At 67.1% G+C, this 22,803-nt stretch carries 19 protein-coding genes; 17 read left to right on the top strand and 2 right to left on the bottom strand.

Annotated features, from left to right (window positions below; all coding sequences use genetic code 11):
* Window positions 1-71: 71 nt before the first annotated feature.
* Window positions 72-1,058, bottom strand: a complete 987-nt coding sequence (locus tag G3N61_RS10155) for an oxidoreductase (protein ID WP_089452039.1) — start codon at window positions 1,056-1,058, stop codon at window positions 72-74.
* Between the two features lie 167 nt (window positions 1,059-1,225).
* The gene (locus tag G3N61_RS10160) at window positions 1,226-1,516 is read right to left on the bottom strand and encodes a DUF3331 domain-containing protein (protein ID WP_043180367.1); all 291 of its coding nucleotides are present in this window, start codon (window positions 1,514-1,516) and stop codon (window positions 1,226-1,228) included.
* 389 nt (window positions 1,517-1,905) lie between these two features.
* Between G3N61_RS10160 and G3N61_RS10165 the strand changes: the two genes are divergently transcribed.
* From G3N61_RS10165 to G3N61_RS10245, 17 genes are all read left to right on the top strand, one after another.
* On the top strand, window positions 1,906-2,577 hold the full coding sequence (locus tag G3N61_RS10165; RefSeq protein WP_205822323.1) for an RNA polymerase sigma factor: 672 nt from the start codon (window positions 1,906-1,908) through the stop codon (window positions 2,575-2,577).
* Window positions 2,561-3,403 (top strand): FecR domain-containing protein, encoded by an 843-nt coding sequence (locus G3N61_RS10170; RefSeq protein ID WP_205822324.1) that lies wholly within the window; start codon window positions 2,561-2,563, stop codon window positions 3,401-3,403. The genes G3N61_RS10165 and G3N61_RS10170 overlap by 17 nt, the downstream gene beginning before the upstream one ends.
* A gap of 107 nt (window positions 3,404-3,510) precedes the next feature.
* Window positions 3,511-6,036 (top strand): TonB-dependent siderophore receptor, encoded by a 2,526-nt coding sequence (locus G3N61_RS10175; RefSeq protein WP_205822325.1) that lies wholly within the window; start codon window positions 3,511-3,513, stop codon window positions 6,034-6,036.
* Between the two features lie 296 nt (window positions 6,037-6,332).
* Entirely contained in the window at window positions 6,333-6,812 is a 480-nt protein-coding gene (gene bfr / locus G3N61_RS10180) for a bacterioferritin (RefSeq protein WP_205822326.1), read from the top strand.
* A 503-nt stretch (window positions 6,813-7,315) separates the two neighbouring features.
* The gene (locus G3N61_RS10185) at window positions 7,316-7,843 is read left to right on the top strand and encodes a sigma-70 family RNA polymerase sigma factor (protein ID WP_205822327.1); all 528 of its coding nucleotides are present in this window, start codon (window positions 7,316-7,318) and stop codon (window positions 7,841-7,843) included.
* A gap of 3 nt (window positions 7,844-7,846) precedes the next feature.
* A complete protein-coding gene (locus tag G3N61_RS10190; protein ID WP_205822328.1) occupies window positions 7,847-8,869 on the top strand; it encodes a FecR domain-containing protein in 1,023 nt (340 codons plus the stop codon).
* 346 nt (window positions 8,870-9,215) lie between these two features.
* Window positions 9,216-11,717: a TonB-dependent receptor gene (locus tag G3N61_RS10195; RefSeq protein WP_241017667.1), complete on the top strand. Its 2,502-nt coding sequence runs from the start codon at window positions 9,216-9,218 to the stop codon at window positions 11,715-11,717.
* Between the two features lie 76 nt (window positions 11,718-11,793).
* Window positions 11,794-13,173 carry an MATE family efflux transporter gene (locus tag G3N61_RS10200; RefSeq protein ID WP_089452046.1) on the top strand — a complete coding sequence of 460 codons (1,380 nt, stop codon included), beginning with the start codon at window positions 11,794-11,796 and terminating at the stop codon, window positions 13,171-13,173.
* A gap of 38 nt (window positions 13,174-13,211) precedes the next feature.
* Complete coding sequence (locus G3N61_RS10205; protein ID WP_089452444.1) at window positions 13,212-14,219, top strand: iron ABC transporter permease; 1,008 nt, start codon at window positions 13,212-13,214, stop codon at window positions 14,217-14,219.
* Window positions 14,216-15,286, top strand: a complete 1,071-nt coding sequence (locus G3N61_RS10210) for an iron ABC transporter permease (RefSeq protein ID WP_089452047.1) — start codon at window positions 14,216-14,218, stop codon at window positions 15,284-15,286. Before G3N61_RS10205 ends, G3N61_RS10210 begins: the two co-directional genes overlap by 4 nt.
* Window positions 15,283-16,140, top strand: coding sequence for an ABC transporter ATP-binding protein (locus tag G3N61_RS10215; protein WP_205822329.1), 858 nt, complete (start codon window positions 15,283-15,285; stop codon window positions 16,138-16,140). The genes G3N61_RS10210 and G3N61_RS10215 overlap by 4 nt, the downstream gene beginning before the upstream one ends.
* Entirely contained in the window at window positions 16,133-17,116 is a 984-nt protein-coding gene (locus G3N61_RS10220) for an ABC transporter substrate-binding protein (protein ID WP_205822330.1), read from the top strand. The genes G3N61_RS10215 and G3N61_RS10220 overlap by 8 nt, the downstream gene beginning before the upstream one ends.
* Window positions 17,117-17,455: 339 nt before the next feature.
* Window positions 17,456-18,220 carry an SDR family oxidoreductase gene (locus tag G3N61_RS10225; RefSeq protein ID WP_205822331.1) on the top strand — a complete coding sequence of 255 codons (765 nt, stop codon included), beginning with the start codon at window positions 17,456-17,458 and terminating at the stop codon, window positions 18,218-18,220.
* A gap of 41 nt (window positions 18,221-18,261) precedes the next feature.
* Window positions 18,262-19,104 carry an ureidoglycolate lyase gene (locus G3N61_RS10230; RefSeq protein WP_205822332.1) on the top strand — a complete coding sequence of 281 codons (843 nt, stop codon included), beginning with the start codon at window positions 18,262-18,264 and terminating at the stop codon, window positions 19,102-19,104.
* A 23-nt stretch (window positions 19,105-19,127) separates the two neighbouring features.
* Window positions 19,128-20,405 carry an L-fuconate dehydratase gene (locus tag G3N61_RS10235; RefSeq protein WP_089452052.1) on the top strand — a complete coding sequence of 426 codons (1,278 nt, stop codon included), beginning with the start codon at window positions 19,128-19,130 and terminating at the stop codon, window positions 20,403-20,405.
* Between the two features lie 60 nt (window positions 20,406-20,465).
* Window positions 20,466-21,242 carry an SDR family oxidoreductase gene (locus G3N61_RS10240; RefSeq protein ID WP_205822333.1) on the top strand — a complete coding sequence of 259 codons (777 nt, stop codon included), beginning with the start codon at window positions 20,466-20,468 and terminating at the stop codon, window positions 21,240-21,242.
* A gap of 12 nt (window positions 21,243-21,254) precedes the next feature.
* On the top strand, window positions 21,255-22,793 hold the full coding sequence (locus G3N61_RS10245) for a sugar ABC transporter ATP-binding protein (protein ID WP_205822334.1): 1,539 nt from the start codon (window positions 21,255-21,257) through the stop codon (window positions 22,791-22,793).
* The last annotated feature ends 10 nt before the right edge of the window (window positions 22,794-22,803 follow it).

Below are 22,803 nucleotides of genomic sequence, written 5' to 3' on the forward strand. Positions count from 1 at the left end.
AGGCTTTCAACCGGCTTTCTTTTCGGGTGATGTAATAAGTATGAAGATTGTGACGGAGGGCGATGCGTGTTTCAGCGCACCTCGGCCGTCGTGTCGAACGGTCGTCCCGGCGCGCGTCCGGCCGGCGCGCCCGAACTGAGGAAACGCACGCCCGTCGCGGCTTCCGACGCTTCCCACAACAACGCCGCCGAGGCCACGTCGCGCGCCGCACGCGGCACGCTCGCGGGCGCCGGCAGCCCGCGCGACTCGAACCAGCCGGACGGCCCGAGATACGCGCCGCCCGCGAGATCGGGCGCGGTTGCCGCATGAATCGCGGGTAGCGCACCCTGGTCGGCTGGTTGGGCGAGATAACGGTTCGCGGCCCGCATCAGCGCGGCACGGGCGGGCGAGCTGTCCATCGCCGGGCCGGCAAACTGCAGGTTGGTCGCCGCGTAGCCGGGGTGCGCGGCCACGCTGATCCCGGCGAATGCCGCGCGCTCGAACCGGCGCTGCAGTTCGATCGCGAACACGAGGTTCGCGAGCTTGCTGTCGCAATAGGCGAGATAACGGTTGTAGCGGTGCTCGGCGCGCAGGTCGTCGACGCGGATCCGTCCGCCGCGGTTGAAGCCGCTCGACATCGTCACGACGCGCGCCCGGCGGGCGGCGCGCAGCGCGGGCAGCAGATGGCCGGTCAGCGCGAAATGGCCGAGGTGGTTGGTGCCGAACTGCATCTCGAAGCCGTCGTGCGTCTGGCGCCGCGGCAGGAACATCACGCCGGCGTTGTTGCAGAGGATGTCGACGCGGCCATGGCGTTCGGCCACATCGGCCGCGAAGCGTGCGATCGACGCGAGATCGGCGAGGTCGAGCGCGTCGACTTCGACGCGGGCATCGGGATGGAGCCGGCGGATCGCGTCGGCCGCCTGCGCGGCGCGGGCGGCGTCGCGGCAGCCCATCACGACCGTCGCGCCTTTCGCGGCCAGCGTTTCCGCGAGTTGCCAGCCGAGCCCGCTGTTGGCGCCGGTCACGACCGCGACCTTGCCGCCTTGCGCCGGGACGTGGCGCGCGCTCCATGCATGCATGTCTGCCTCCATCGGCGCGACCGGGCGGCCGCGGCGCGTAATCGTTACATTGAGTGGTGTAACGATAGTGCGCGCGGGCGTGGCAGACAAGCGGGGGAATTAGACCGGCGCTTCTAGCGCTGGCGCATCGTAGGGTGCCGCGTGCCGTGACGCGCGGCCGGCAGGATTTACCTGCCGCCGGCCAGTGCGAGCACTTCGGCGGCGGAGATCATCGCGGCCGCGTTCGCGGGCGCCGGGCGCTCGGCCGGGCGGAAGACTTCGTCGCCGCGCTGGATCACCTGACGCGACAGCGCGCAGGTGCCGGTGCGTTGCGCGAAGCGGCGGCGCCAGCGCTGTTCACCGTAGTGACAGCGGCCGGGCTCGACCCAGCGGACGACGAGCAGCGTATCGGAACGTTCGAGGATTTCGACGTGGACGTCGGCGGGATCGAGCGCAGGCAGGGATTTGGAGGCCTTCATTTTGCCGTTTCCTAAAGCTCGTGCGGTTCGGCCGTGGCAGTGGATGTCACTACCCGATGGCGAATCCGTAGCGGTTTCCATGAGTGGTGCGCTAAATGTAAGCGTCTGTGACCGGAAAAAACATCCTGTCTGGCTCAAATTACCTTTTGCCGATTTAGAAACAATCCACGCTTATTTTCTTGGGAAACCACAGACAAAAACGCCCCGGACACGAAGTCCGGGGCGGAAAATCGGCCTGCGCGCCGTGTCTGCTCGCCCAGTCACGGAGCCCATCGCCGGGGGACGGAGGTGCCCGCAGGGATCGAACGCGGGCGGGGTGGCGATGGACCTGAAGCGCAGTCCGGTACGCCATGATGGCGCGCGCATCCCGTTGAGACCCTGACGCGAACATGACTTTTTTGTCAGTTTGGCTCTGCACGGCGTCTGTTGACAGTTTTGTAATCAATCACAATAATGAGAATTATTATCATTTTGGGCGTGATGCTCGCTCATCCCGTAGCAATGTGACCGGCTCGCCCCGTGACTCTTCCCACTCTCCGCTGATCGCTGCGTTCATCAAGCACTACGAGGAACTCGTCAATCACGTCCGGCATCGCTTCGGCGATCGCGCATTCGCGTGCGACGTCGTCCAGGATGTCGGCGTTCAACTCCTTCAGCGTCCGCCGGGCGAACCGGTCCATACTCCGCTGGCCTTTCTGCGTCATCTGTCGATACACCGCGCCATCGACCGATGGAGGGGGGACGAATTGCACGCGAGCCGCATGGAGCCGGCCGGGGTCGACGTTCCGGACTTGCGGTCGGACGATATCGACGGCGAGCAGGCATTGAGCTACCGGCAGACCGTGCAGGAACTCGAACGGGCCATCGACGCGCTGCCCGCGCGCTGTCGCGAGGTGTTCATCCTCCACAAGCTGCACGACCTGTCGCAGGAAGAAGTGGCGGCGCAGTTGCGCATATCACGTAACATGGTCGCCAAACACATGGCCCGCGCGATGACGGACCTCACCCCGATCTTGCAGAACACCCTGCACACCAAGACGGCAAATGCCGATGCTGCCTGAGTCTCCCCGTAGTCACGATTCGACTTCTTCTCAAGACGACTCGCTCGGTCCTTTCAAGGACACGTTGCGCGCGCGTTATCCGCTCGACGCGGTGGTGCGCGGCGCGGCGCGGCGACGAACCGTCCGGCGTGTCGTCGGCGCATCGATGCTGAGTGTCGCGGCGACGCTGATGGTCTGGCATGCCGATCCCGCGTACCGGGTCGACACGCTCGCGACGGCAGTAGGCGAGCACCGCGAGTGGCCCCTCGCCGACGGTAGCCGGCTCGTGCTGAATACCGGATCGTCGGCGCGCGTCGAGTGGCATGTGCGCTCGCGACGCATGCTGATCGAACAGGGCGAGGCATCGATCGAGATCGCGCACTCGCCGTTCCGGCCATTCGTCACACGCGCAGGCGATGTGACGATCCACGATATCGGGACGAGCTTCACCGTGCGCCGCGATGCGCAGGACGTGCAGGTCGGCGTCGTGTCGGGAGCCGTGGAAGTCGCCGTGGCGCAACGCCCGGCGGTGATGCTCCGTCCCGAGCAATCCGTCGTCGTCAAAGGCGATCGAATCGGCGCGCTCCAGCCGTTCGATCCAGCTGCCACGTTGAGCTGGCGCGAAGGGCGGCTCGTCTTCGACGGGACGCCGTTGAGCGTGGCGATCGCGGAAATTCGCCGCTACCGGCGCGCACCGGTCAAGCTCGACCCGCGCGCCGCCAACCTGCGCTTGTCCGGGCAATTCAATACCGACAACGTCGACACGCTGCTGGACATGCTGCCCGGCGTGCTGCCGCTCAACGTGAAGCGGGACGCGGACGGCACGGTCCTCGTCGCGCACCGCTGAATCTCCACTAAAGAAATTTCCACCCGGACGTCAACAAACCGGCCGGTTCGTCCGGCAATCCTCGTAAGCGTCATCGATTCATAACGATTCAAACGAGGAGCGGTGGTATGGGGGTTACTGGGCACCAAGCCGGTGTGGGGCGCGTCGTGTGTGTCGCGGTTGCGGGCTGTCTGTCGGCTGCCGCGTGGGGGCAAGGCGGTGACGTGTCGTCATTCGACATTCCCGCGCAGCGTCTGGACCGCGCGCTGAATGCATTCGCGCGTCAATCCGGCGCGCAGCTTCTGTTTTCGACGTCCAGCGCCGAACAACGGGCAAGCCAGGCCGTCAAGGGCAGGCTGACCGCGGCAGCGGCACTGGCGCAACTGTTGTCGGGTTCGGGGTTGCATGCCCGTGCGACGGGAAGGAACACGTTCACGGTTGAGCGCGGAGCACCCGCAGCGGCGCCGAAGATCGATACGGGTGCGGCGGCGAGTGCAGGCGTGGTTGCCGGTGCGAGTGCGAATGCGAGTGCCGGTGCGAGCGCGAGTCGTGCCACGGAGCCGGTGGAACTCGCGGCCATTGAGGTATCGGGCGACCGGACTCACAGCGATCTCGTTCGACCGACCCGGCAGATCACCGTGGTCGGTCGCGACACGTTGCGCGACCTCGAAGCCGGATCGAACAATCTGGCGACGGTACTGAGCAAGGCCGTGCCGGGGATGGCTGATTCGAGCCACACGATGACGGACTACGGCCAGACCCTGCGCGGCCGGAACATACTCGTACTGGTCGACGGCGTACCGCTGAATACGAATCGCGATTCGGCGCGCAACCTCGCGAACGTCGACCCGAACAACATCGAGAAAGTCGAAGTGCTGCGCGGCAGCAGCGCCGTTTACGGGGCAGGCGCAACGGGCGGGATCGTGTCGATCACGACGCGTCAGCCGGGCGGCGCGCCGCGCGCCGAGACGACGTTCTCGATGACTTCGCCGCTGTCGCATCTGGGTAGCGGCGGCCTCGGCGGCACCGTGCAGCAGTTCTTCGCGGGCAGCCACGGCCCCGTCGAGTACGAATTCAACGTCGATGCGCAGCACATCGGCAGCTCGTATGACGCGCGTGGCCATCGCGTCGCACCGGAGCCCAGTCAGGGCGACCTGTTCGACTCGAACGTCTACAACGTCGAAGGCAAGCTCGGATTCCGGATCGATGCGAATCAGCGCATCGTGTTCTCGGCGAGCCACTACGACGCGAAACAGGATACGCACTACGGAAGCGATCCGTCGGTCGCGAAACTGCCGCCGGGCACGACCGTCGCGCGTGCGAAAGACGGGCTCCAGCTCGACGACCGGAACCGCATCCGCAACACGCAACTCAACCTGCAGTACAGCAACAAGGACGTGCTCGGCAGCGAGGTGGCGGCCCAGCTCTACTACCGGAACTACTTCACGCGTTTCGCGCCGTTCGACGCGCGAGCGGTGGCGACGCGCGGCAACTACGTCGATCAGGTCATGCAGGATTCGAAGGTGTTCGGCAGCCGCCTGACGATCACGACACCGCTCGATCGCGCCGGCCGCACGAAGATCCAGTGGGGCGCCGACTTCAACCAGGAGCGCAGCGACATGCCGGACGATATTTTCTCGCCGGCGGCGTATGACGCCAGCGGTGGCCTCGTCTATCGCAAGACCGGCACGCTGACGTACCTGCCGACACTGACCACGACCAGTGTCGGCGGCTTCGCGCAACTCCAGCACAAGTTCAGCGACAAATGGTCGGCGGAAGCCGGTGTGCGTTACGAACATGCGAGTGCGAGCTTCGACAGTTTCGTGCCGCTTTCACAGCTGCGTCTAGCGAAAAAGTACACGGTGCCGGGCGGATCGACCGGCTACGGCGCGTGGCTGTTCAATGCGGGCGTTGCCTATGCGCCGGTGCCGAGCCAGGAAATCTACGCATCGTTCAGCCAGGGGTTCCAGTTGCCGGACGTCGGGTTGCAATTGCGTAACGCGACCGCCGGCTTCGACATCCATTCGTCGAGCCTCGAACCCGTGAAGACCAACAACTACGAGATCGGCTGGCGCGGCAGCCTGGGTAGTCACGCGGACGGCACGCTCGCGCTCTTCTACACGACGTCGGAACTCGGCGACGTACAGAGCTTCAACAACGGCCTGATCCTCACGCGCACGGCCGAGCGCATCGCCGGCATCGAAGCGACCGTCGACTACGCATCCGACGACGACAAGTGGGGCGCAGGCGGCACGATCACCTACATGCAGGGGCGCGAGCGGCCGCAGAACAGCGCGAACTTCCAGAACATGACGGGATATCGCATCCCGCCGCTCAAGCTGACCGGCTATCTCGAATACCGGCCGAACCCGCGCTGGAGCAATCGGCTGCAGGCGACGTTTTACGCAGCGCGCGATTACCGGCTCAACGACAAGATCGGGTTCGGCCGCATGGACGTGGGCAGCTACACGACGGTGGACCTGATCTCGCGCTACCAGATCACGAAGAAGGATCGCGTGACTGTCGGCGTCGAAAACCTGCTGAATCGCTACTACCTGCCGCTCTACAGCCAGCTCATGCGCAACAGCAACAACACGAGCCGCTTGCCCGCGGCGGGGGCGGTGCTGACGGCCAGTTATACGCATCGGTGGTAAATGAGTCGGCTCCATTGCGGCGCTCCATTCCGATTTGGATCAGCAGGGTGTGGGGCGCCGCCCGGAAAATGGCGGCGGACCATCGGCGTCGCAACGGCATTCGCGGAAAAAAATGGAAATTGAAATCATTCGCACTACAGGATGATTGCATCTGCCCCGCGCCGGATTCGAACGCATTCCGTGTTTTTTCGAGGTTGTCTGCCGCATCGGGAAGTCGTTTGCGATTCGACTGGCTGCCGACTATTGTTGGTTCTGGGTGTGGCGTGCGGATGCACGGGCCGAACGGGAGAACCGCGATGAAAGGCGACAAGAAAGTCATCGAATACCTGAATGCTCAGCTGAAGAACGAGCTGACGGCGATCAACCAGTATTTCCTGCATGCCCGTATGTATCGTCACTGGCAGCTCGACAAGCTCGGCAAGCACGAATACGAGGAATCGATCGGCGAGATGAAGCATGCGGATGCGCTCATCGCACGCATCTTCATGCTCGACGGGCTGCCGAATCTTCAGGATCTGCACAAGCTCCTCATCGGCGAGCATACGGAAGAGATCCTTGAATGCGATCTGAAACTCGAACGCATCGCCCAGGCCACCTGCAAGGAAGGGATTGCGTACTGTGAATCGGTGCAGGACTACGTGTCGCGCGAAATCCTCGAGAACATTCTCGACGATACGGAGGAGCACATTGACTGGCTCGAGACGCAACTGGAGCTGGTGCAGAAGGTCGGGATCCAGAACTACCTGCAGTCCGGCATGACGTCGCTCGACTCGTAATCGACGGCGGGCGGGCTGCAAGCATTGCCCTGCATCAGGTCGCAGGGTTGCCTCGCGTGCCGACGCTTGTTCCCTGGGTGACCACCCGGCCGCCGGTCGGGTGGGTATCACGCCGCGCCGTCCGTTTCACCCGCGTTGCCGTCGATGCCGTGCAAACCGGTGCACGGGCGGCGATCCGTTTGAACTGACTGCGCAACTCGAACACGTCGCTTCCCGGCACCGTTACACCTGTCACGCCGCGTCCCTGGTGATTTCCGGAGCGTGTCCGGCATGTCAGGCGAAGGGTGGGTGATTTCCGCTCGCACGATGGCATGCGGCGAACCGCGGCCGGCAACCTCCGGATTCGCCAAAATCATCTGATGAATGAGCGGGCGTCGATGCGGGCAATTCAATGCGGCCCCTAATTGCAAAATATTGCGTAAACCAATTGAATTGGTTTATAAACCGGAATGATTCTTATTTGTCTTTTCGTCTCGCGCCTTTAAAGCAGAAGGGGTTGTTCCATGTCCGCCGCTCAATTTGCCGTGCATCAGGAAGTGCAGGCGCTCTATCGCGACCACCATGGCTGGTTGCAGGGATGGCTGCGCCGGCGGCTGGGCAATGCTTTCGACGCGGCGGATCTAGCGCAGGACGCGTTTCTTCGCCTGATCCTCAAGCCAGCACCGAAGGGTTTCGACAGCGACGCCGAGGCGCGCGCCTACTTGCGGACGATGGCGCAGGGCATGTGCATCGACCTGTTTCGCCGGCGCCAGGTCGAGCAGGCCTGGCTCGACGCACTCGCCGCCCAGCCGGAGCCCTGCGCGCCTTCGCCTGAAGATCGCGCGATCGTCATCGAAACGCTGATGGAAATCGGCGCGCTTATCAGCCGGCTTTCGGACAAGGCACGGGGCGCATTCGTCATGGCGCAGATTCATGGCCTGTCCACCCGCGAGATCGCGGGCGAACTGGGGGTCTCCGACCGAATGGTGCAGAAGTATCTCGCCCAGGCGATGCTGCAGCTCGCCTTGCTCGACGCCGGCCTCAAGCACTGACCGATGGCTGTCTCGTCGTCCTCGTCCGCCGCCGAATCCGGCGTCCAGGCGGATTTCGAAAGTCTCGAACAGGCTGCCAACTGGTATGCGCTGCTGTATGCCGATGGCGGAAGTGGCGAGCATCGCCACGCGTGGGCGCAGTGGCTGGCCGAGCGGCCTGAACACCGGCGCGCGTGGGCGCATGTCGAAGCGGTCAGCCGGCGCTTCGAGCCGCTGAGGGGGGAGAGCGCAGGCGAGCGCAATGCCGCGGCGGCGGCCGTGCACGTGTCCGCGACGCGTGCGGCGAGCCGGCGCCATGTGCTGGGCAGTCTCGCGGCGCTGGCCGGCACCGGCCTCGCCGGCTGGTTCGCGTGGCGTTTCACGCCACTGGCGGATCGCGTGATTGCATGGCGATCGGACTACCGCACCGGGATCGGCGAGCGGCGCGACGTGCAGCTCGCCGACGGCACGCGCGTCTGGGTGAATACGGACAGCGCGTTCGACGTGCACTACGACGACATTCGGCGCCTTCTGACACTGACGATGGGGGAAATCCTCATCGATACGGCGAAGGACACGCAGGGACGGCCGTTCTTCGTCGACACGCCGAACGGCCGGATGCAGGCGCTGGGCACCCGGTTCACCGTCCGTCAGTCCGGCACGCACACACTGCTGGCCGTGTTCGGCGGCCGTGTCGAGATTCGCAACCGGGCCGGTCACGTCGAAATCGTGCCGGCCGGTCAGCAGCGGCAGTTCACGGCGGATGCGATCTACGCTCCGGAGCGCGCCGATCCCGCGCGCGAAGCGTGGTCGCGCGGCGTGATCCTGGCTGACGACGTCACGCTCGATGTGTTGATTGCCGAGCTGGATCGCTATCAGCACGGGCACATCGGCGTCGATCCCGCAGTTGCCGGCCTGCGCGTGGTCGGCCGCTTTCCGGCCGACCACCCCGAGCAAATGCTCGCGATGCTCGAGCGCGACCTGCCGATCCGGGTACGCCGCACGTTGCCGTGGTGGGTCACGATCGAGGCTCGGCAGCCGGCGTGATGCCTCGCCAGGACGAGGTTTCGCAGGGTGTCCGACGCGGCTGCAAAAAATTTTCCGATTCTGGTTCGCATTTCCGGACGTCATCCGATTAACAGATGAAAGAGGACCATTCGGAGATCAATCAGTGCTCTGAATGCCGACCCGGCGCCATGAGGCGGGGCATCTGCCCCGGCTTGCCGACATCCGTTTCCGTCCGGAAGCAGGTGTCGTCGCAATGGCGACAGTCGCAGCCAGCATGGCGCTGCCCGAATGACCGGGCGCAGCCGCTATCAAGCCAAGGTATCCGGCTCTGTTAGACGCGCGATGGACCTCCCCTTGCTCACTTCATTCTCAAGGAATGCCGTCCATGCGTCGCCCGTCGTTCTCGTCGAATTCCGATTTTTCGTTGTCCGCGCGCAGCAGCGCGCGGATGTCCCGTGCGCTGCGCACGGCGCATCGTCCTGCCGCGCACGCCGTTCGGTGCGCCGTGCTCGGCCTCGCACTCGCCGGGAGCGGCGCGTGGCAGGCGGCGTCGGCCCAATCGGGTGGCGGCGCAGCCGCGCAGGCCGCCACCCGGCGATACGACATCCCGGCCGGCCCGCTGTCGGCATCGCTGAACCGTCTTGCCGATCAGGCCGACGTGATGCTCAGCGTGCCGGGTGACCTGACGGCCGGGAAAACCAGTGCGGGTGTTCACGGCACCTACTCGGTGCAGGGTGCATTCCAGGCGCTGCTGAACGGCACGGGCCTGGAGCCGGTGCGGCAATCCGATGGCAGTTTCTCGCTGCGCCCGGCGTCGGCTGCGGCAGGCGCGGAAGCGGGCGTGCTGCCTGCCGTGAACGTGCTCGGCAAGCGGGTCGGCGACGCCATTCCCGAAGCGTATGCGGGCGGCCAGGTCGCGCAGGGTGCGAAGGTCGGCATGCTCGGCAATCGCGATTACATGGACACGCCGTTCAGCATGTCGAGCTACACGGAAAAGCTGATCCGCGACCAGCAGGCGACCAGCGTCGCGGACCTGCTGACCACCACGGACCCGTCGGTTCGCGCGGCGATCGACAGCACCAACCGCTACGACGCGATCACGATCCGCGGGCTGCGCGTCGAGAACAGCGAGATCGCGCTCAACGGTCTCTACGGGCTCGTGCCGGCCTATCGCGTGGGCGCCGATCCGGTCGAACGGGTCGAGATCCTGAAGGGGCCTGGCGCGTTGCTGAACGGGATGATGCCGCAGGGCAGCGTCGGCGGCAGCGTGAACGTCGTGACGAAGCGCGCCGACGACACGCCGCTCAACCGGCTGACCGCCGAATACGCATCGAGTTCGGTGTTCGGTGGCCATGCAGATATCGGCCGGCGCTTCGGCCAGAACGGCGAATTCGGCGTGCGCGTCAATGCGGCCCATCGCGAAGGCGACACGCCGATCGACGAGCAGTCGCGGCGCAATACGTCGCTGTCGGTCGGGCTCGACTACCGCGGCAGCCGCCTGCGCGTGTCGGGCGACGTGATCTACCAGGAAGACTTCATGCGTGCGCCGGTGCGCGGCTATACGCCGATCGCCGGCATCGCGGTGCCGTCGGCGCCTGATTCGCGGACCAACCTCGCGCAGACGTTTTCCTATTCGAATTCCCATAGCCTGACGGCATTGGGGCGCGCCGAATACGACCTGTCGTCGAACGTGACGCTGTTCGGCGCGGTGGGCATGAACCGCTTCGGCTACGACAAGCTGGAAGACCCGGGCGCGACGATCATCAATGCGCAAGGCGATGCGAAGTCCACGTCGCGATACCAGTCGGGCGCATCGCATGCGCTGTCGGCCGAGGCCGGTGCGCGGACGCGCTTCAAGACTGGGCCGATCGATCACCAGCTCGTCGTGAGCGGCGACTACCTGCAGCAGACCACGTGGTTCGGTCAGACCGCGTACGGCAGCTACGCGACGAACATCACCATGCCGACCCGCCTCGCCGGGCCCGGTGCAGCAGTGTCGGTGTCGCCGGAAGCGAAGGACAGCGCACAGATCCTGCGCAGCATCGGCGTGGCCGATACGCTGTCGGCCGCCGGCGGGCTCGTGCAACTCACCGTCGGCGTGCGTCGCCAGCAAGTGAGTAGCCGCAACTTCGATACGTCTGGCGCGGAAACCTCGCATTACGACCAGGGCGCGACCACGCCATCCGTCGCGCTCGTCGTGCGTCCGCTCGACCAGTTGTCGTTCTACGCGAACTACATCGAGGCGCTGACGCCCGGTTCGGCACCGCCGCCCGACGCGGCGAACCCGAACCAGGTGTTCGCGCCGTTCAAGTCGAAGCAGTACGAAGTCGGGACCAAGCTCGATCTCGGCAAGTTCGGCGCGACGCTCGGGCTGTTCCAGATCGACGTGCCGAGCGGGATCGTCGATCCGGTCAGCAAGCTGTACAGCCTCAACGGGTTGCAGCGCAATCGCGGTCTCGAGCTGTCCGGCTTCGGCGAAGTCACGCGCGGCGTGCGGCTGCTGGGCGGTGTCACGTGGCTCGACGCGCGGCTGCGCCGCACGCAGGGCGGCACCTACGACGGCAATCACGCGATCGGCGCACCGTCGCTGCAGGCCACACTCGGCGCGGAATGGGATACGCCGTTCGTGCCGGGCGTCACGCTGACGAGCCGGATGATCTACACGGGCAAGGCTTACGTGAGCCAGGACAACACGCAGCACGTGCCGAGCTGGACGCGCTTCGATCTCGGCGGCCGCTACACGACGAAAGTCGCCGGCCGCGACGTGACGCTGCGCGCGAACGTGACGAACCTGTTCAATCGCGACTACTGGCAGGCGAACCCGACCGGGTACCTGTTCACGGGCGCGCCGCGCACGTTCTGGCTGTCGGTGTCGACCGACCTGTGATGGACCGCGGCAGGCTGCGGCGCATGAGCGGCCCGGCCTGTCGCGCACTTGGCATTCCGATTTTTTCCGCCCCCGCATGAAACCTCACGGACAGTTCTGGCTCGACGCCCGGCACATCGGCGCGCTTGCCGCGCCGCTCATCCTCACCCAGCTCGCGCAGGTCGCGCTGACGACCACCGACATCGTGATGATGGGGATGCTCGGCCCGCGCGAAATCGCGGCCGGCGGGCTCGCGCTGACCTTGTTCAACCAGTTGCGCACGATGGGCACGGGCCTCGTGACGGGCACCGGCAACCTGATCGCGTTTGCGAACGGGCAGGGCGACACGGCGCGGATCATGCGCCTCGTGCGGGCGAGCTTTGCGCTGTCGACGCTCGCCGCGCTCGTGTTCGTGCTGCTGATGCTGGCCGTCGAGCGGCCGCTCGTGTGGCTCGGCCAGGATCCGGGCGTCGCGCGGCAGGCCGCGTTTTACCTCGCCGCGGCAGCGCCCGGCATGCTGCCGTGCCTGTGGTTCCAGTCGCTGCGCCAGTACACCGTCGGGTTGCGCAAGCCGGGGCCGTTGCTCGCGATCACCGTGGTGTCGATCGCGGTCAACGCGGTGCTCGACTACGCGCTGATGTTCGGCCGCTTCGGGTTCCCCGAACTCGGCCTGACCGGCGTCGCCTGCGCGACGAGCGCGGTGTACCTGCTGTCGTTCGTCGCGTTCCTGACGATCGCGAAGCGCCGGGCGGCGCTGCGTGAGCACCTTTCGCTGGCCTGCTGGCGTACCGATGCCGATGCGTTCAGGCAGACGTTGAAGATGGGTGTGCCGATTGCCGCGACCTACGGCTCGGAAGCCGCGTTCTTCACCGTACTCACGCTCGTGATCGGCACGCTCGGCACCGATGCGCTCGCGGCGCAGACGGTCGTCAACCAGGTGATCTACATCGTGTTCATGATTTCGGTCGGGCTGTCGCATGCATCGTCGATCAGCATCAGCCATGCGTGCGCGCAGCACGACTATCGCGGCGCGCGGCGGCTCGGCTATACGGGGCTGGCGCTGGGCGTCGGCACGATGCTGATCGTCGCGCTGCCGTATCTCGTCGCGCCGATGCGCGTGCTTGCGCCGTTCCTTGCGCGCGGCTCGGCGGCGAACGCCGACGTGCTGCGGCTCGCGACCGGGCTGTTGACGATCGCGGCGCTGCTGCAGATCTTCGATTGCAGCCAGAACATCGGCGTCGGCATCCTGCGCGGGCTCGGCGACGTGAAGAGTTCGTTCCGCATCTCGATCGTCGGCTACTGGATGATCGGGCTGCCGGTCGCGTGGGCGGCGGGCGTGACGCTCGGCTACGGCATCTACGGGATCTGGGTCGGGCTCGCGATCGGGCTGGCCGCGACCGCGACGATGCTGCTGCGCAAGTTCGAGTACCGGCTGGGGGCACTGGCGAAACAGGCCGGTGCGGCGGCGCGATCATGACCGCACGCGCTGCTGCGGCGAAACGTCCGCGCGCTGCCATGCCGGGTTCGGCACCCGGCGGGCGCGCACGGGTCGGCGCGCTCGTGTTGGTGCTGATCGCGGCGCTGGCTGCGATCGCGCTCGCGAGCCTGTGCGCCGGCAACCTCGTGCTGAGCCCCGTCGCTGCGCTCGATGCGCTGGCGGGCGGCGATACGCCCGCCGCACAGATCGTTCATGCGTTGCGGCTGCCCCGCCTGATCGCGGCGCTGATGGTCGGCGCGAGTCTCGCGGTGGCCGGCGCGCTGATGCAGGGCATGACGCGCAATCCGCTCGCCGATCCGACGCTGACGGGCGTCGTGAGCGGTGCGGCGCTGGCAGTCGTTGCGGTAACCGTGCTGGTGCCTGGCTGGTCCGCGGGCCTGTTGCCGTTCGCCGCGCTGGCCGGCGGCGGCATCGCGGCGACGCTCACGTTCGCGCTCGCGTGGCGCGCGCAGCTGTCGCCGTTGCGCCTGTCGCTGGCCGGTACGACGATCGCCGCGCTCGGCAGCGCGGGAGTCATTTCGTTGATGATCGTGGCGGGGCCGCAAGCCGGGCCGCTGTTCTACTGGCTGGCCGGGGGCTTCGCGGGCGTCGGCTGGCAGCAGGTTGCGATGGTCGCGCCGTGGACCGTCGCGGGGCTCGGCGCCGCGCTGGCCGGCGCGCGCGTACTCGACACGCTCGCGCTCGGCGACGAAGCGGCGCAGGGCGTCGGCCTCGACCTGATGCGCTGGCGCCTGATGCTCGGCGGCATCGCGGTTGCGCTGTCGGCGTCGGTGGTGTCGATCGCGGGGCCGGTCGGTTTCGTCGGACTATGCGTGCCGCATCTCGTGCGCGCCGCGCTCGGCGGCAGCTATCGGCGGACCTTGGGCGTGACGGCGCTGGCGGGTGCGTTGCTCGTCGCGGCCGCGGATCTCGTCGCCCGCACGGTGGCCGCGCCGCGCGAACTGCCGGTCGGCTTCCTGACCGCGCTGGTCGCGACACCGCTCTTGATCGCGATGATTCGCCGCGACGAAGGTGTATCGGCATGAGGCGCGTTCCTGGCCGGCTGATCGGCGCGCCGAATGCACAGGGTGGCGCATGGAGGCGGACGCTTGCGCGTGGCGCGGGGTGGGCCGCGATCCTGGTGCTCACGGTCGTGCTGTCGGTTCGTTTCGGCGCGGCCGATTTCCCGTTGACGTCGGCCGTCCAGGCGCTGCTCCATCGCGACGGCGCGCGCGACGTCGCTTTCGTGATGTGGGAGCTGCGCATGCCGCGCGTGCTGCTCGCACTGATGATCGGCGCGCAACTCGCGGCGAGCGGGCTCGTGTTGCAGGCGGCGCTGCGCAATCCGCTCGCGGAGCCCGGCGTGATCGGCGTGTCGTCCGGCGCGACGCTCGGCGTGATGCTGTTGCTGCTCGTCGCGAATTTCGCCGGGTCGCTCGACGGCAGCCGGCTCGACGCGTACGACATCACGTGGATGCCGCTGGTCGCGCAGGCGGGCGGCATCGGTGCGGCGCTGGGTGTCTACGCGCTGGCGTGGCGCAACGGCACGGTGCCGTTCCGGCTGATCCTGATGGGCGTCGCCGTCAGCGCGGCGATGTATGCGGTTGCGATGACGATCCTCGCCGGCTGGGGCTCGAGCCGCATCGAGGTGCTGCTGACGTGGCTCGCGGGCAACCTGTACGCGCGCGGCTGGCCGCACGTGCTGTTGCTCGCGCCGTGGACCGTGGCGACGATCGCGCTGCTGCCGGTCATCCTGCCGGCGGTGCAGGTGCTGTCGCTCGGCGACGATGCGGCGACGAGCGTCGGGCTGAACGTCGAGCGCTGGCGGCTCGTGGCGATCGTCTATGCCGGTTTCGCTGCCGCATGCGCGGTGGCGATTGCCGGCCCGGTCGCGTTCGTCGGCCTGATCGCGCCGCATCTCGCGCGGCTCGCCGTGGGCGGCCCGCTCGTGCGGCAGGCACCGTTCGCACTCCTCTGCGGGGCGCTGATCACCGCGCTGGCGGATCTGACCGGCCGCATCGTCGTCGCGCCGGCCGAAATTCCCGTGGGTGCGGTCACCGCGATGTTCGGCGCGCCGCTCTTTCTCTATCTGCTGTCCCGGTCGTCACGATGACACTCGTTGCCCGCGATCTCTCGCTCGGATATGGCCCGCGCCGCATCGTCGACAGCCTGTCGCTGTCGATCGAGCCCGGCCGGATCACCGTGCTGCTCGGCCCGAACGGTTCGGGCAAGAGCACGCTGCTGCGTGCGCTTGCCGGCCTGCTTGCACCGCGCGGCGGCGATGCGGCGCTCGACGACGTTTCGCTGCGGCAATGGCCGCGCCGCAAGCTTGCGCGACGGATCGCGTTCCTGGCCCAGACACAGGACGTTCCGTCCGGTCTGACGGTGCAGGACCTCGTCCGTCACGGACGGTTCGCGCACCGGAGCTGGCTGCGCGGCGAAACCGATGACGATCGTGAAGCCGTCGAATGGGCACTCGAGATGACCGGACTGGTCGCGATGCGCGAACGTGCGCTCGTCGCGCTGTCGGGCGGCGAACGCCAGCGCGTATGGATTGCGATGGCGCTCGCGCAGCGCGCGGATATCCTGCTGCTCGACGAGCCGACGACCTATCTCGACCTCGGCCATCAACTCGACGTGATGCAGACGCTGCGGCGGCTCAACGACGAATTCGGTCTGACGCTCGTGATGTCGCTGCACGACCTGAATCAGGCCATGCGTTTCGCCGACCGCGCGATCGTGATGCGCGCCGGTCGGCTCGTTGCCGACGGCGCGCCGGTCGACGTGCTGACGCCAGCCTTCGTCGCCGACGTATTCCATGTGCGCAGCGAGCGGCTCTTTGGCGCGAGCGACGGCGTGCCCGTCTGCCACCCGCTCGGCTATGCCGCACCCGGCAGCGTGGCGGGCGATGCGGTGCGGGGCGTGCGCGACATCGAGCCGTCGTTCGGCGCCGCCGGCCATGATTGACCGCAAGCGCCGCGCGCTGTCGTTCGCGTTGCCGGCCTCACTGGCGTCGGTGCTCGCGCGGCCCGTGCGCGCGGCGGTGCCGGCGCGGCCGTACGATGTCGTCGACGATCGCGGCGTGACGCTGCGCTTCGATGCCTCGCCGAGCCGGCTCGCGGCGATTTCGTATTTCGGCGCCGATACGGCGCTGGCGCTCGGCGTGCAGCCGATCGCGTCGACGTTTCTCGTGCGCAGCCGGCGGCCCGCGTATCTGCTGGACACGATGGATCGCGTGATCGACCTCGGGCAGCGCGCGAGCCCGAACCTCGAGTTGCTGGCGAGCGCGCACGCCGACCTCATCGTCGCCATCCGCCGCTATACCGAAGCGAACGCGGCGCGGCTCCGGCAGATCGCGCCGTATCTCGCGCTCGACCTGGAGACCGGCGACGACAGCGACCGCAGCATTGCGCTCGTCGGCGCCGCACTTGGCCGCGCCGACGCGGCCGCCGCGCTCAACCGGCGGTTTGCCGGCGTGCTCGCGGCATTCCGTGCGCGTGCGGAATTGCGCCGCGCGCCGCGTTACCTGTTCGTCTGGGGGGCGGGCGTCGCGCCGTGGGCGTTCTACGACGAGAACATGACGTGTTCGCTGCTGAATGCGCTGGGCGGCGTCAACATCGCCGGCGGCAATCCGCGGCCGGCGCAGCGCGACAACACGGCGTTCCAGATGAGCCTCGAGACACTGTTGCTCGCGAAGCCCGACCTGATTTTCGTCTACGACGACGGCGGCCGGCGCGGCTTCGAGACGAATCCGGTGTGGCAGCACCTGGCGTCGACACGCCGGGTGAGGATCGTGAGCGTCGGCGATCACTGGATCGAATCGTTCGGGCCGATCGCGCGCCATGCGGTGCTGGCCGAAGCGGCAGCCTACCTGCATCCGCGCGTGTTCACGTCACCGGACCTGCGCGCGATCGCGTCGTCGTATCTCCGGCATATGGACTGACGGGGCGCCCGCCGTTGGGCGACGCGCGTTTGCCTGACCCGCAGAATGTGATCACGCACATCCGGACGAACTGTCCGGGCTCATGGCATACGCCACCGCCTATCCCTTCCGGCATCCCGTTTCCATTGCGATAACGGGATCGTCGGGCCGTTGGCGCACACAGATTCCGACCTGTCAGCCTGAACGAAAAAAGTGCCAGGTTGACCGTACCTCGACGTCGGGTAAATACCGAATTCCGATTCCGTGACAAACGCGAAATCACTTCCTATGATTGGTTGGACCTTTAGTCCTTTGTGCCAATCGGCCGACGGGCGGCCGGCTTTTTCGGGAGAGTTGCTCATGAGATTGCAGGGCAAACGCGCGCTGGTGACGGCGGCCGGGCAGGGCATCGGCCGCGCGACCGCGCTGCGGTTCGCGAGCGAAGGCGCCGACGTGCTGGCGACCGACATCAACGAAGCCGCGCTCGTGCGGCTCGAGGCCGACGCCGAACGCGCGGGCGGCCGGCTGACCACGCGGCGGCTCGATGTGACCGATGCGAACGACGTCGCGGCGCTCGCCGCGAGCGAGCGCGCGTTCGACGTGCTGTTCAACTGCGCGGGCTTCGTGCACCACGGCTCGATCCTCGACTGCGACGACGACGCATGGGCGTTCTCGCTGAACCTGAACGTCACGTCGATGTACCGGCTGATCCGCGCGCTGCTGCCCGCGATGCTCGCAGCCGGCGGCGCGTCGATCGTCAACATGGCGTCGGCCGCATCGAGCGTGAAGGGCGTGCCGAACCGCTTCGTCTATGGCACCACCAAGGCGGCCGTGATCGGGCTGACCAAGGCGGTGGCCGCCGATTTCGTCGAGCGGGGCATCCGCTGCAATGCGATCTGCCCGGGCACGATCGAATCGCCGTCGTTGGAGCAGCGGATCGCGGATCAGGCGCGCACGCGCCACGTGTCGACCGACGAGGTGCGCCAGGCGTTCGTTGCGCGCCAGCCGATCGGCCGCATCGGCAGCGCGGAAGAAGTGGCCGCGCTCGCGCTCTACCTCGCATCCGACGAAGCGTCGTTCACGACCGGCGCGATCCACCTGATCGACGGCGGCTGGTCAAACTGACCGCGCCTTCCCCTTCACTTTCCGTTTCCGCTCAAGACGACATGAAATTGCTGAGATTTGGCGACAAACACCATGAGAAGCCGGGCTTGCTCGATGCGCAGGGCCAGATCCGCGACCTGTCCGGCGTGATCGACGACATCGCCGGCGATGCGCTGTTACCGGCCGCGCTCGCGCGGCTGCGCGGCATTCCGCCGTCGTCGCTGCCGCTGGTCGAAGGCACGCCACGGCTCGGCGCGTGCGTCGGCCGCGTTGGCAAGTTCATCTGCATCGGCCTCAACTATTCCGACCACGCGGCCGAATCGGGAATGGACGTGCCGAAGGAGCCGGTCGTGTTCGGCAAATGGACGAGTGCGATCTCGGGGCCGAACGACGACGTCGAGATCCCGCGCGGCTCGGAGAAGACCGACTGGGAAGTCGAGCTCGGCGTGGTGATCGGCCAGGGCGGCCGCTACATCGCGGAAGCCGACGCGCTGTCGCACGTCGCCGGCTACTGCGTCGTGAACGACGTGTCGGAGCGCGAATTCCAGCTCGAACGCGGCGGCACGTGGGACAAGGGCAAGGGCAACGACACGTTCGGGCCGCTCGGCCCGTGGCTCGTGACGGCCGACGACGTGCCCGATCCGCATGGGCTGCGGCTGTGGCTCGACGTCGACGGCCATCGCTACCAGAACGGCACGACCGCGACGATGGTGTTCCGCGTGCCGCACCTGATCAGCTACCTGAGCCGCTTCATGAGCCTGCAGCCGGGCGACGTGATCTCGACGGGCACGCCACCGGGTGTCGGTCTCGGGCAGAAACCGCCCGTCTATCTGCGCGCCGGGCAGGTGATCACGCTCGGCATCGACGGGCTCGGCGAGCAACGCCAGCGCACCGTGCAGGCCTGATTTCCTTTCGCGGACGATTCGTCATGCCTATCATTCGATCGATGCGCGTCCTCGACGTGCGCTTCCCGACCTCGCGCCAGCTCGACGGCTCCGATGCGATGAATCCGGACCCCGATTATTCGGCGGCCTACGTCGTGCTCGAAACCGACCGCGACGGGCTCGAAGGTCACGGGCTCACGTTCACCATCGGGCGCGGCAACGAGATCTGCTGCGCGGCGATCGACGCGATGCGTCACCTCGTCGTCGGCCTCGACCTCGACTGGATCCGTGCGGACATGGGCCGTTTCTGGCGCCACGTCACGTCGGACAGCCAGTTGCGCTGGATCGGCCCCGACAAGGGGGCGATCCATCTGGCGACGGGCGCCGTCGTCAATGCGGTCTGGGATCTATGGGCGAAAGCCGAACGCAAGCCGCTGTGGCGGCTCGTGGCCGAGATGCACCCCGAGGAGCTGGTGCGCGCGATCGACTTCCGCTACCTGACCGACTGCCTGACGCCGGACGAAGCGCTCGACCTGCTGCGCCGGCAGGCGCCGGACAAGGCCGAACGGATCGCGCTGCTCGAGCGCGACGGCTACCCGTGCTACACGACGTCGGCCGGCTGGCTCGGCTACAGCGACGACAAGCTGCGGCGGCTGTGCCGCGAAGCCGTCGAAGCCGGGTTCGAGTACGTGAAGCTGAAAGTCGGCGCGAACCTGGAAGACGACATCCGCCGCGTGACGATCGCGCGCGAGGTGATCGGCCCGGATCGCAAGCTGATGATCGATGCGAACCAGGTGTGGGAAGTGGACGAGGCGATCGACTGGGTGCGCGAGCTGGCGTTCGCGCGGCCCTGGTTCATCGAGGAGCCGACGAGCCCCGACGACGTCGAAGGGCATCGCAAGATCCGCGAGGCGATCGCGCCGGTGCAGGTCGCGACCGGCGAGATGTGCCAGAACCGCGTGCTGTTCAAGCAATTCATCGCGCGCGGCGCGATCGACGTGGTGCAGATCGATGCGTGCCGGCTCGGCGGCGTGAACGAGATTCTCGCGGTGATGCTGATGGCGGCGAAGTACGGGCTGCCCGTGTGCCCGCATGCGGGCGGCGTCGGGCTGTGCGAGTACGTGCAGCATCTGTCGATGATCGACTATGTGTGCATTTCCGGCACGAAGGAAGGGCGCGTGACCGAGTACGTCGATCACCTGCACGAGCATTTCGTCGAGCCGTGCGTGGTGCGCGGCGCGGCGTACATGCCGCCGACGGCGCCCGGCTTCTCGATCGAGATGAAGCCCGAATCGCTGGAGCAATACCGGTTCCGCGGCTGAAGCACGACCGCGCGCGACGCGCGTCATGCGTGCCGACAACATGAACGACGGAGACGCGAAGTGGATTTGAATCTGCAACACAAGGTCGTGATCGTGACCGGCGGCGCGTCGGGCATCGGCGCCGCGATCTCGATGCGGCTGGCCGAAGAAGGTGCGATCCCGGTGGTGTTCGCGCGCCACGCGCCCGACGATGCGTTCTGGCGCGCACTCGTGCAGAAGCAGCCGCAGGCCACGTGCGTGTCCGTCGAATTGCAGGACGATGCGCGGTGCCGCGACGCGGTTGCGGAAACGATCGGGCGTTTCGGCCGCCTCGACGGCCTGGTCAACAATGCGGGCGTCAACGACAGCATCGGGCTCGATGCCGGGCGCGATGCGTTCGTCGCGTCGCTCGAACGCAACCTGATCCACTACTACGTGATGGCGCACTACTGCGTGCCGCACCTGAAGGCGACGCGCGGCGCGATCGTCAACCTGTCGTCGAAGACGGCCGTGACCGGGCAGGGCAACACGAGCGGCTATTGCGCAGCGAAGGGCGCGCAGCTTGCGTTGACGCGCGAATGGGCCGTCGCGCTGCGCGACGACGGCGTGCGCGTGAACGCGGTGATCCCGGCCGAGGTGATGACGCCGCTGTACCGGAGATGGCTCGACAGTTTCGACGACCCCGACGCGAAGCTGGCCGGCATCGCGGGCAAGGTGCCGTTCGGCAAGCGTTTCACGACGGCCGACGAAATCGCCGATACGGCCGTGTTTCTGCTGTCGGAACGTGCATCGCACACGACGGGCCAGTGGCTGTTCGTCGACGGCGGCTATACGCATCTCGATCGTGCGATCAGCTGAGGGCGGCGATCCATGCAACCCGACCTGAGCCCGAACCCCGCACCGCCGCTGATCGCATTGACCGGCATCGGCAAGCGCTTCCCCGGCGTGCAGGCGCTCGACGACTGCCGTTTCGACCTGCGTGCCGGCGAAGTGCATGCGTTGATGGGCGAGAACGGCGCCGGCAAGTCGACGCTGATGAAGATCCTGGCGGGCGTCTACCAGCGCGACGAAGGCGAGATCCGGATGGACGGCCGCGCGGTGGAGATCGCCGATCCGCGCGCCGCGCAGGCGCTCGGGATCGGCATCATCCATCAGGAACTGAACCTGATGAACCACCTGAGCGTCGCGCAGAACATCTTCATCGGCCGCGAGCCGCGCGGCCGCTTCGGCGTGTTCGTCGACGAAGACAAGCTGAATCGCGACGCGGCCGTGATCTTCCAGCGGATGCGGCTCGATCTCGATCCGCGCACGCCGGTCGGCCGGCTCACGGTGGCAAAGCAGCAGATGGTCGAGATCGCGAAGGCGCTGTCGTTCGACTCGCGCGTGCTGATCATGGACGAACCGACCGCCGCGCTCAACAACGCGGAGATCGCCGAGCTGTTCCGCATCATCGGCGACCTGCGCGCGCACGGTGTCGGCATCGTCTACATCTCGCACAAGATGGACGAGCTGCGCCAGATCGCCGATCGCGTGACCGTGATGCGCGACGGCAAGTACGTGGCGACCGTGCCGATGGCGGACACGTCGATGGACACGATCATCGCGATGATGGTCGGCCGCCAGCTCGCGACCGAATTCCGCACGCCGCCCGATACGTCCGCGAACGACGTCGCGCTCGAAGTGCGCGGGTTGTCGCGCGGCCGGGCGATCCGCGATGTCGGCTTCACGCTGCGACGCGGCGAGATTCTCGGCTTCGCCGGGTTGATGGGCGCGGGCCGCACCGAGGTCGCGCGCGCGGTGTTCGGCGCGGACCCGGTCGACGCGGGCGAGATCCGCGTGCATGGCAAGACCGTGACGATCCGTACGCCGGCCGATGCGGTGAAGCACGGCATCGGCTACCTGTCCGAGGATCGCAAGCACTTCGGGCTCGCGGTCGGGATGGACGTGCAGAACAACATCGCGTTGTCGAGCCTGCGCCGCTTCGTGCGCCGCGGCGTGTTCCTCGATGCGCGCGCGCTGCGCGACACCGCGCAATCGTACGTGCGGCAGCTCGCGATCCGCACGCCGTCGGTCGCGCAGCCGGCGCGGCTGCTGTCGGGCGGCAACCAGCAGAAGATCGTGATCGCGAAGTGGCTGCTGCGCGACTGCGACATCCTGTTCTTCGACGAGCCGACGCGCGGCATCGACGTCGGCGCGAAAAGCGAGATCTACAAGCTGCTCGACGCACTCGCCGCCGAAGGCAAGGCGATCGTGATGATCTCGTCCGAGTTGCCCGAAGTGCTGCGCATGAGCCACCGGATTCTCGTGATGTGCGAAGGGCGCGTGACCGGTGAATTGCGCGCGGCCGACGCCACGCAGGAAAAGATCATGCAGCTCGCGACGCAGCGCGAGTCGACCATATTGTCCTGATTCAACCCCT

Source organism: Burkholderia sp. Ac-20349 (assembly GCF_017104865.1).
Classification (GTDB): domain Bacteria; phylum Pseudomonadota; class Gammaproteobacteria; order Burkholderiales; family Burkholderiaceae; genus Burkholderia; species Burkholderia aenigmatica.

Bases quoted from the DNA above. Each gene is read 5' to 3' on its own strand.
- G3N61_RS10200 (WP_089452046.1), top strand. From the start codon at position 11,794: ATGAAACCTCACGGACAGTTCTGGCTCGACGCCCGGCACATCGGCGCG.
- bfr (WP_205822326.1), top strand. From the start codon at position 6,333: ATGAAAGGCGACAAGAAAGTCATCGAATACCTGAATGCTCAGCTGAAG.
- G3N61_RS10230 (WP_205822332.1), top strand. From the start codon at position 18,262: ATGAAATTGCTGAGATTTGGCGACAAACACCATGAGAAGCCGGGCTTG.
- G3N61_RS10185 (WP_205822327.1), top strand. From the start codon at position 7,316: ATGTCCGCCGCTCAATTTGCCGTGCATCAGGAAGTGCAGGCGCTCTAT.
- G3N61_RS10215 (WP_205822329.1), top strand. From the start codon at position 15,283: ATGACACTCGTTGCCCGCGATCTCTCGCTCGGATATGGCCCGCGCCGC.
- G3N61_RS10170 (WP_205822324.1), top strand. From the start codon at position 2,561: ATGCCGATGCTGCCTGAGTCTCCCCGTAGTCACGATTCGACTTCTTCT.
- G3N61_RS10175 (WP_205822325.1), top strand. From the start codon at position 3,511: ATGGGGGTTACTGGGCACCAAGCCGGTGTGGGGCGCGTCGTGTGTGTC.
- G3N61_RS10225 (WP_205822331.1), top strand. From the start codon at position 17,456: ATGAGATTGCAGGGCAAACGCGCGCTGGTGACGGCGGCCGGGCAGGGC.
- G3N61_RS10245 (WP_205822334.1), top strand. From the start codon at position 21,255: ATGCAACCCGACCTGAGCCCGAACCCCGCACCGCCGCTGATCGCATTG.
- G3N61_RS10210 (WP_089452047.1), top strand. From the start codon at position 14,216: ATGAGGCGCGTTCCTGGCCGGCTGATCGGCGCGCCGAATGCACAGGGT.
- G3N61_RS10155 (WP_089452039.1), bottom strand. From the start codon at position 1,058: ATGCATGCATGGAGCGCGCGCCACGTCCCGGCGCAAGGCGGCAAGGTC.
- G3N61_RS10190 (WP_205822328.1), top strand. From the start codon at position 7,847: ATGGCTGTCTCGTCGTCCTCGTCCGCCGCCGAATCCGGCGTCCAGGCG.
- G3N61_RS10165 (WP_205822323.1), top strand. From the start codon at position 1,906: ATGACTTTTTTGTCAGTTTGGCTCTGCACGGCGTCTGTTGACAGTTTT.
- G3N61_RS10220 (WP_205822330.1), top strand. From the start codon at position 16,133: ATGATTGACCGCAAGCGCCGCGCGCTGTCGTTCGCGTTGCCGGCCTCA.
- G3N61_RS10235 (WP_089452052.1), top strand. From the start codon at position 19,128: ATGCCTATCATTCGATCGATGCGCGTCCTCGACGTGCGCTTCCCGACC.
- G3N61_RS10195 (WP_241017667.1), top strand. From the start codon at position 9,216: ATGCGTCGCCCGTCGTTCTCGTCGAATTCCGATTTTTCGTTGTCCGCG.
- G3N61_RS10160 (WP_043180367.1), bottom strand. From the start codon at position 1,516: ATGAAGGCCTCCAAATCCCTGCCTGCGCTCGATCCCGCCGACGTCCAC.
- G3N61_RS10205 (WP_089452444.1), top strand. From the start codon at position 13,212: ATGCCGGGTTCGGCACCCGGCGGGCGCGCACGGGTCGGCGCGCTCGTG.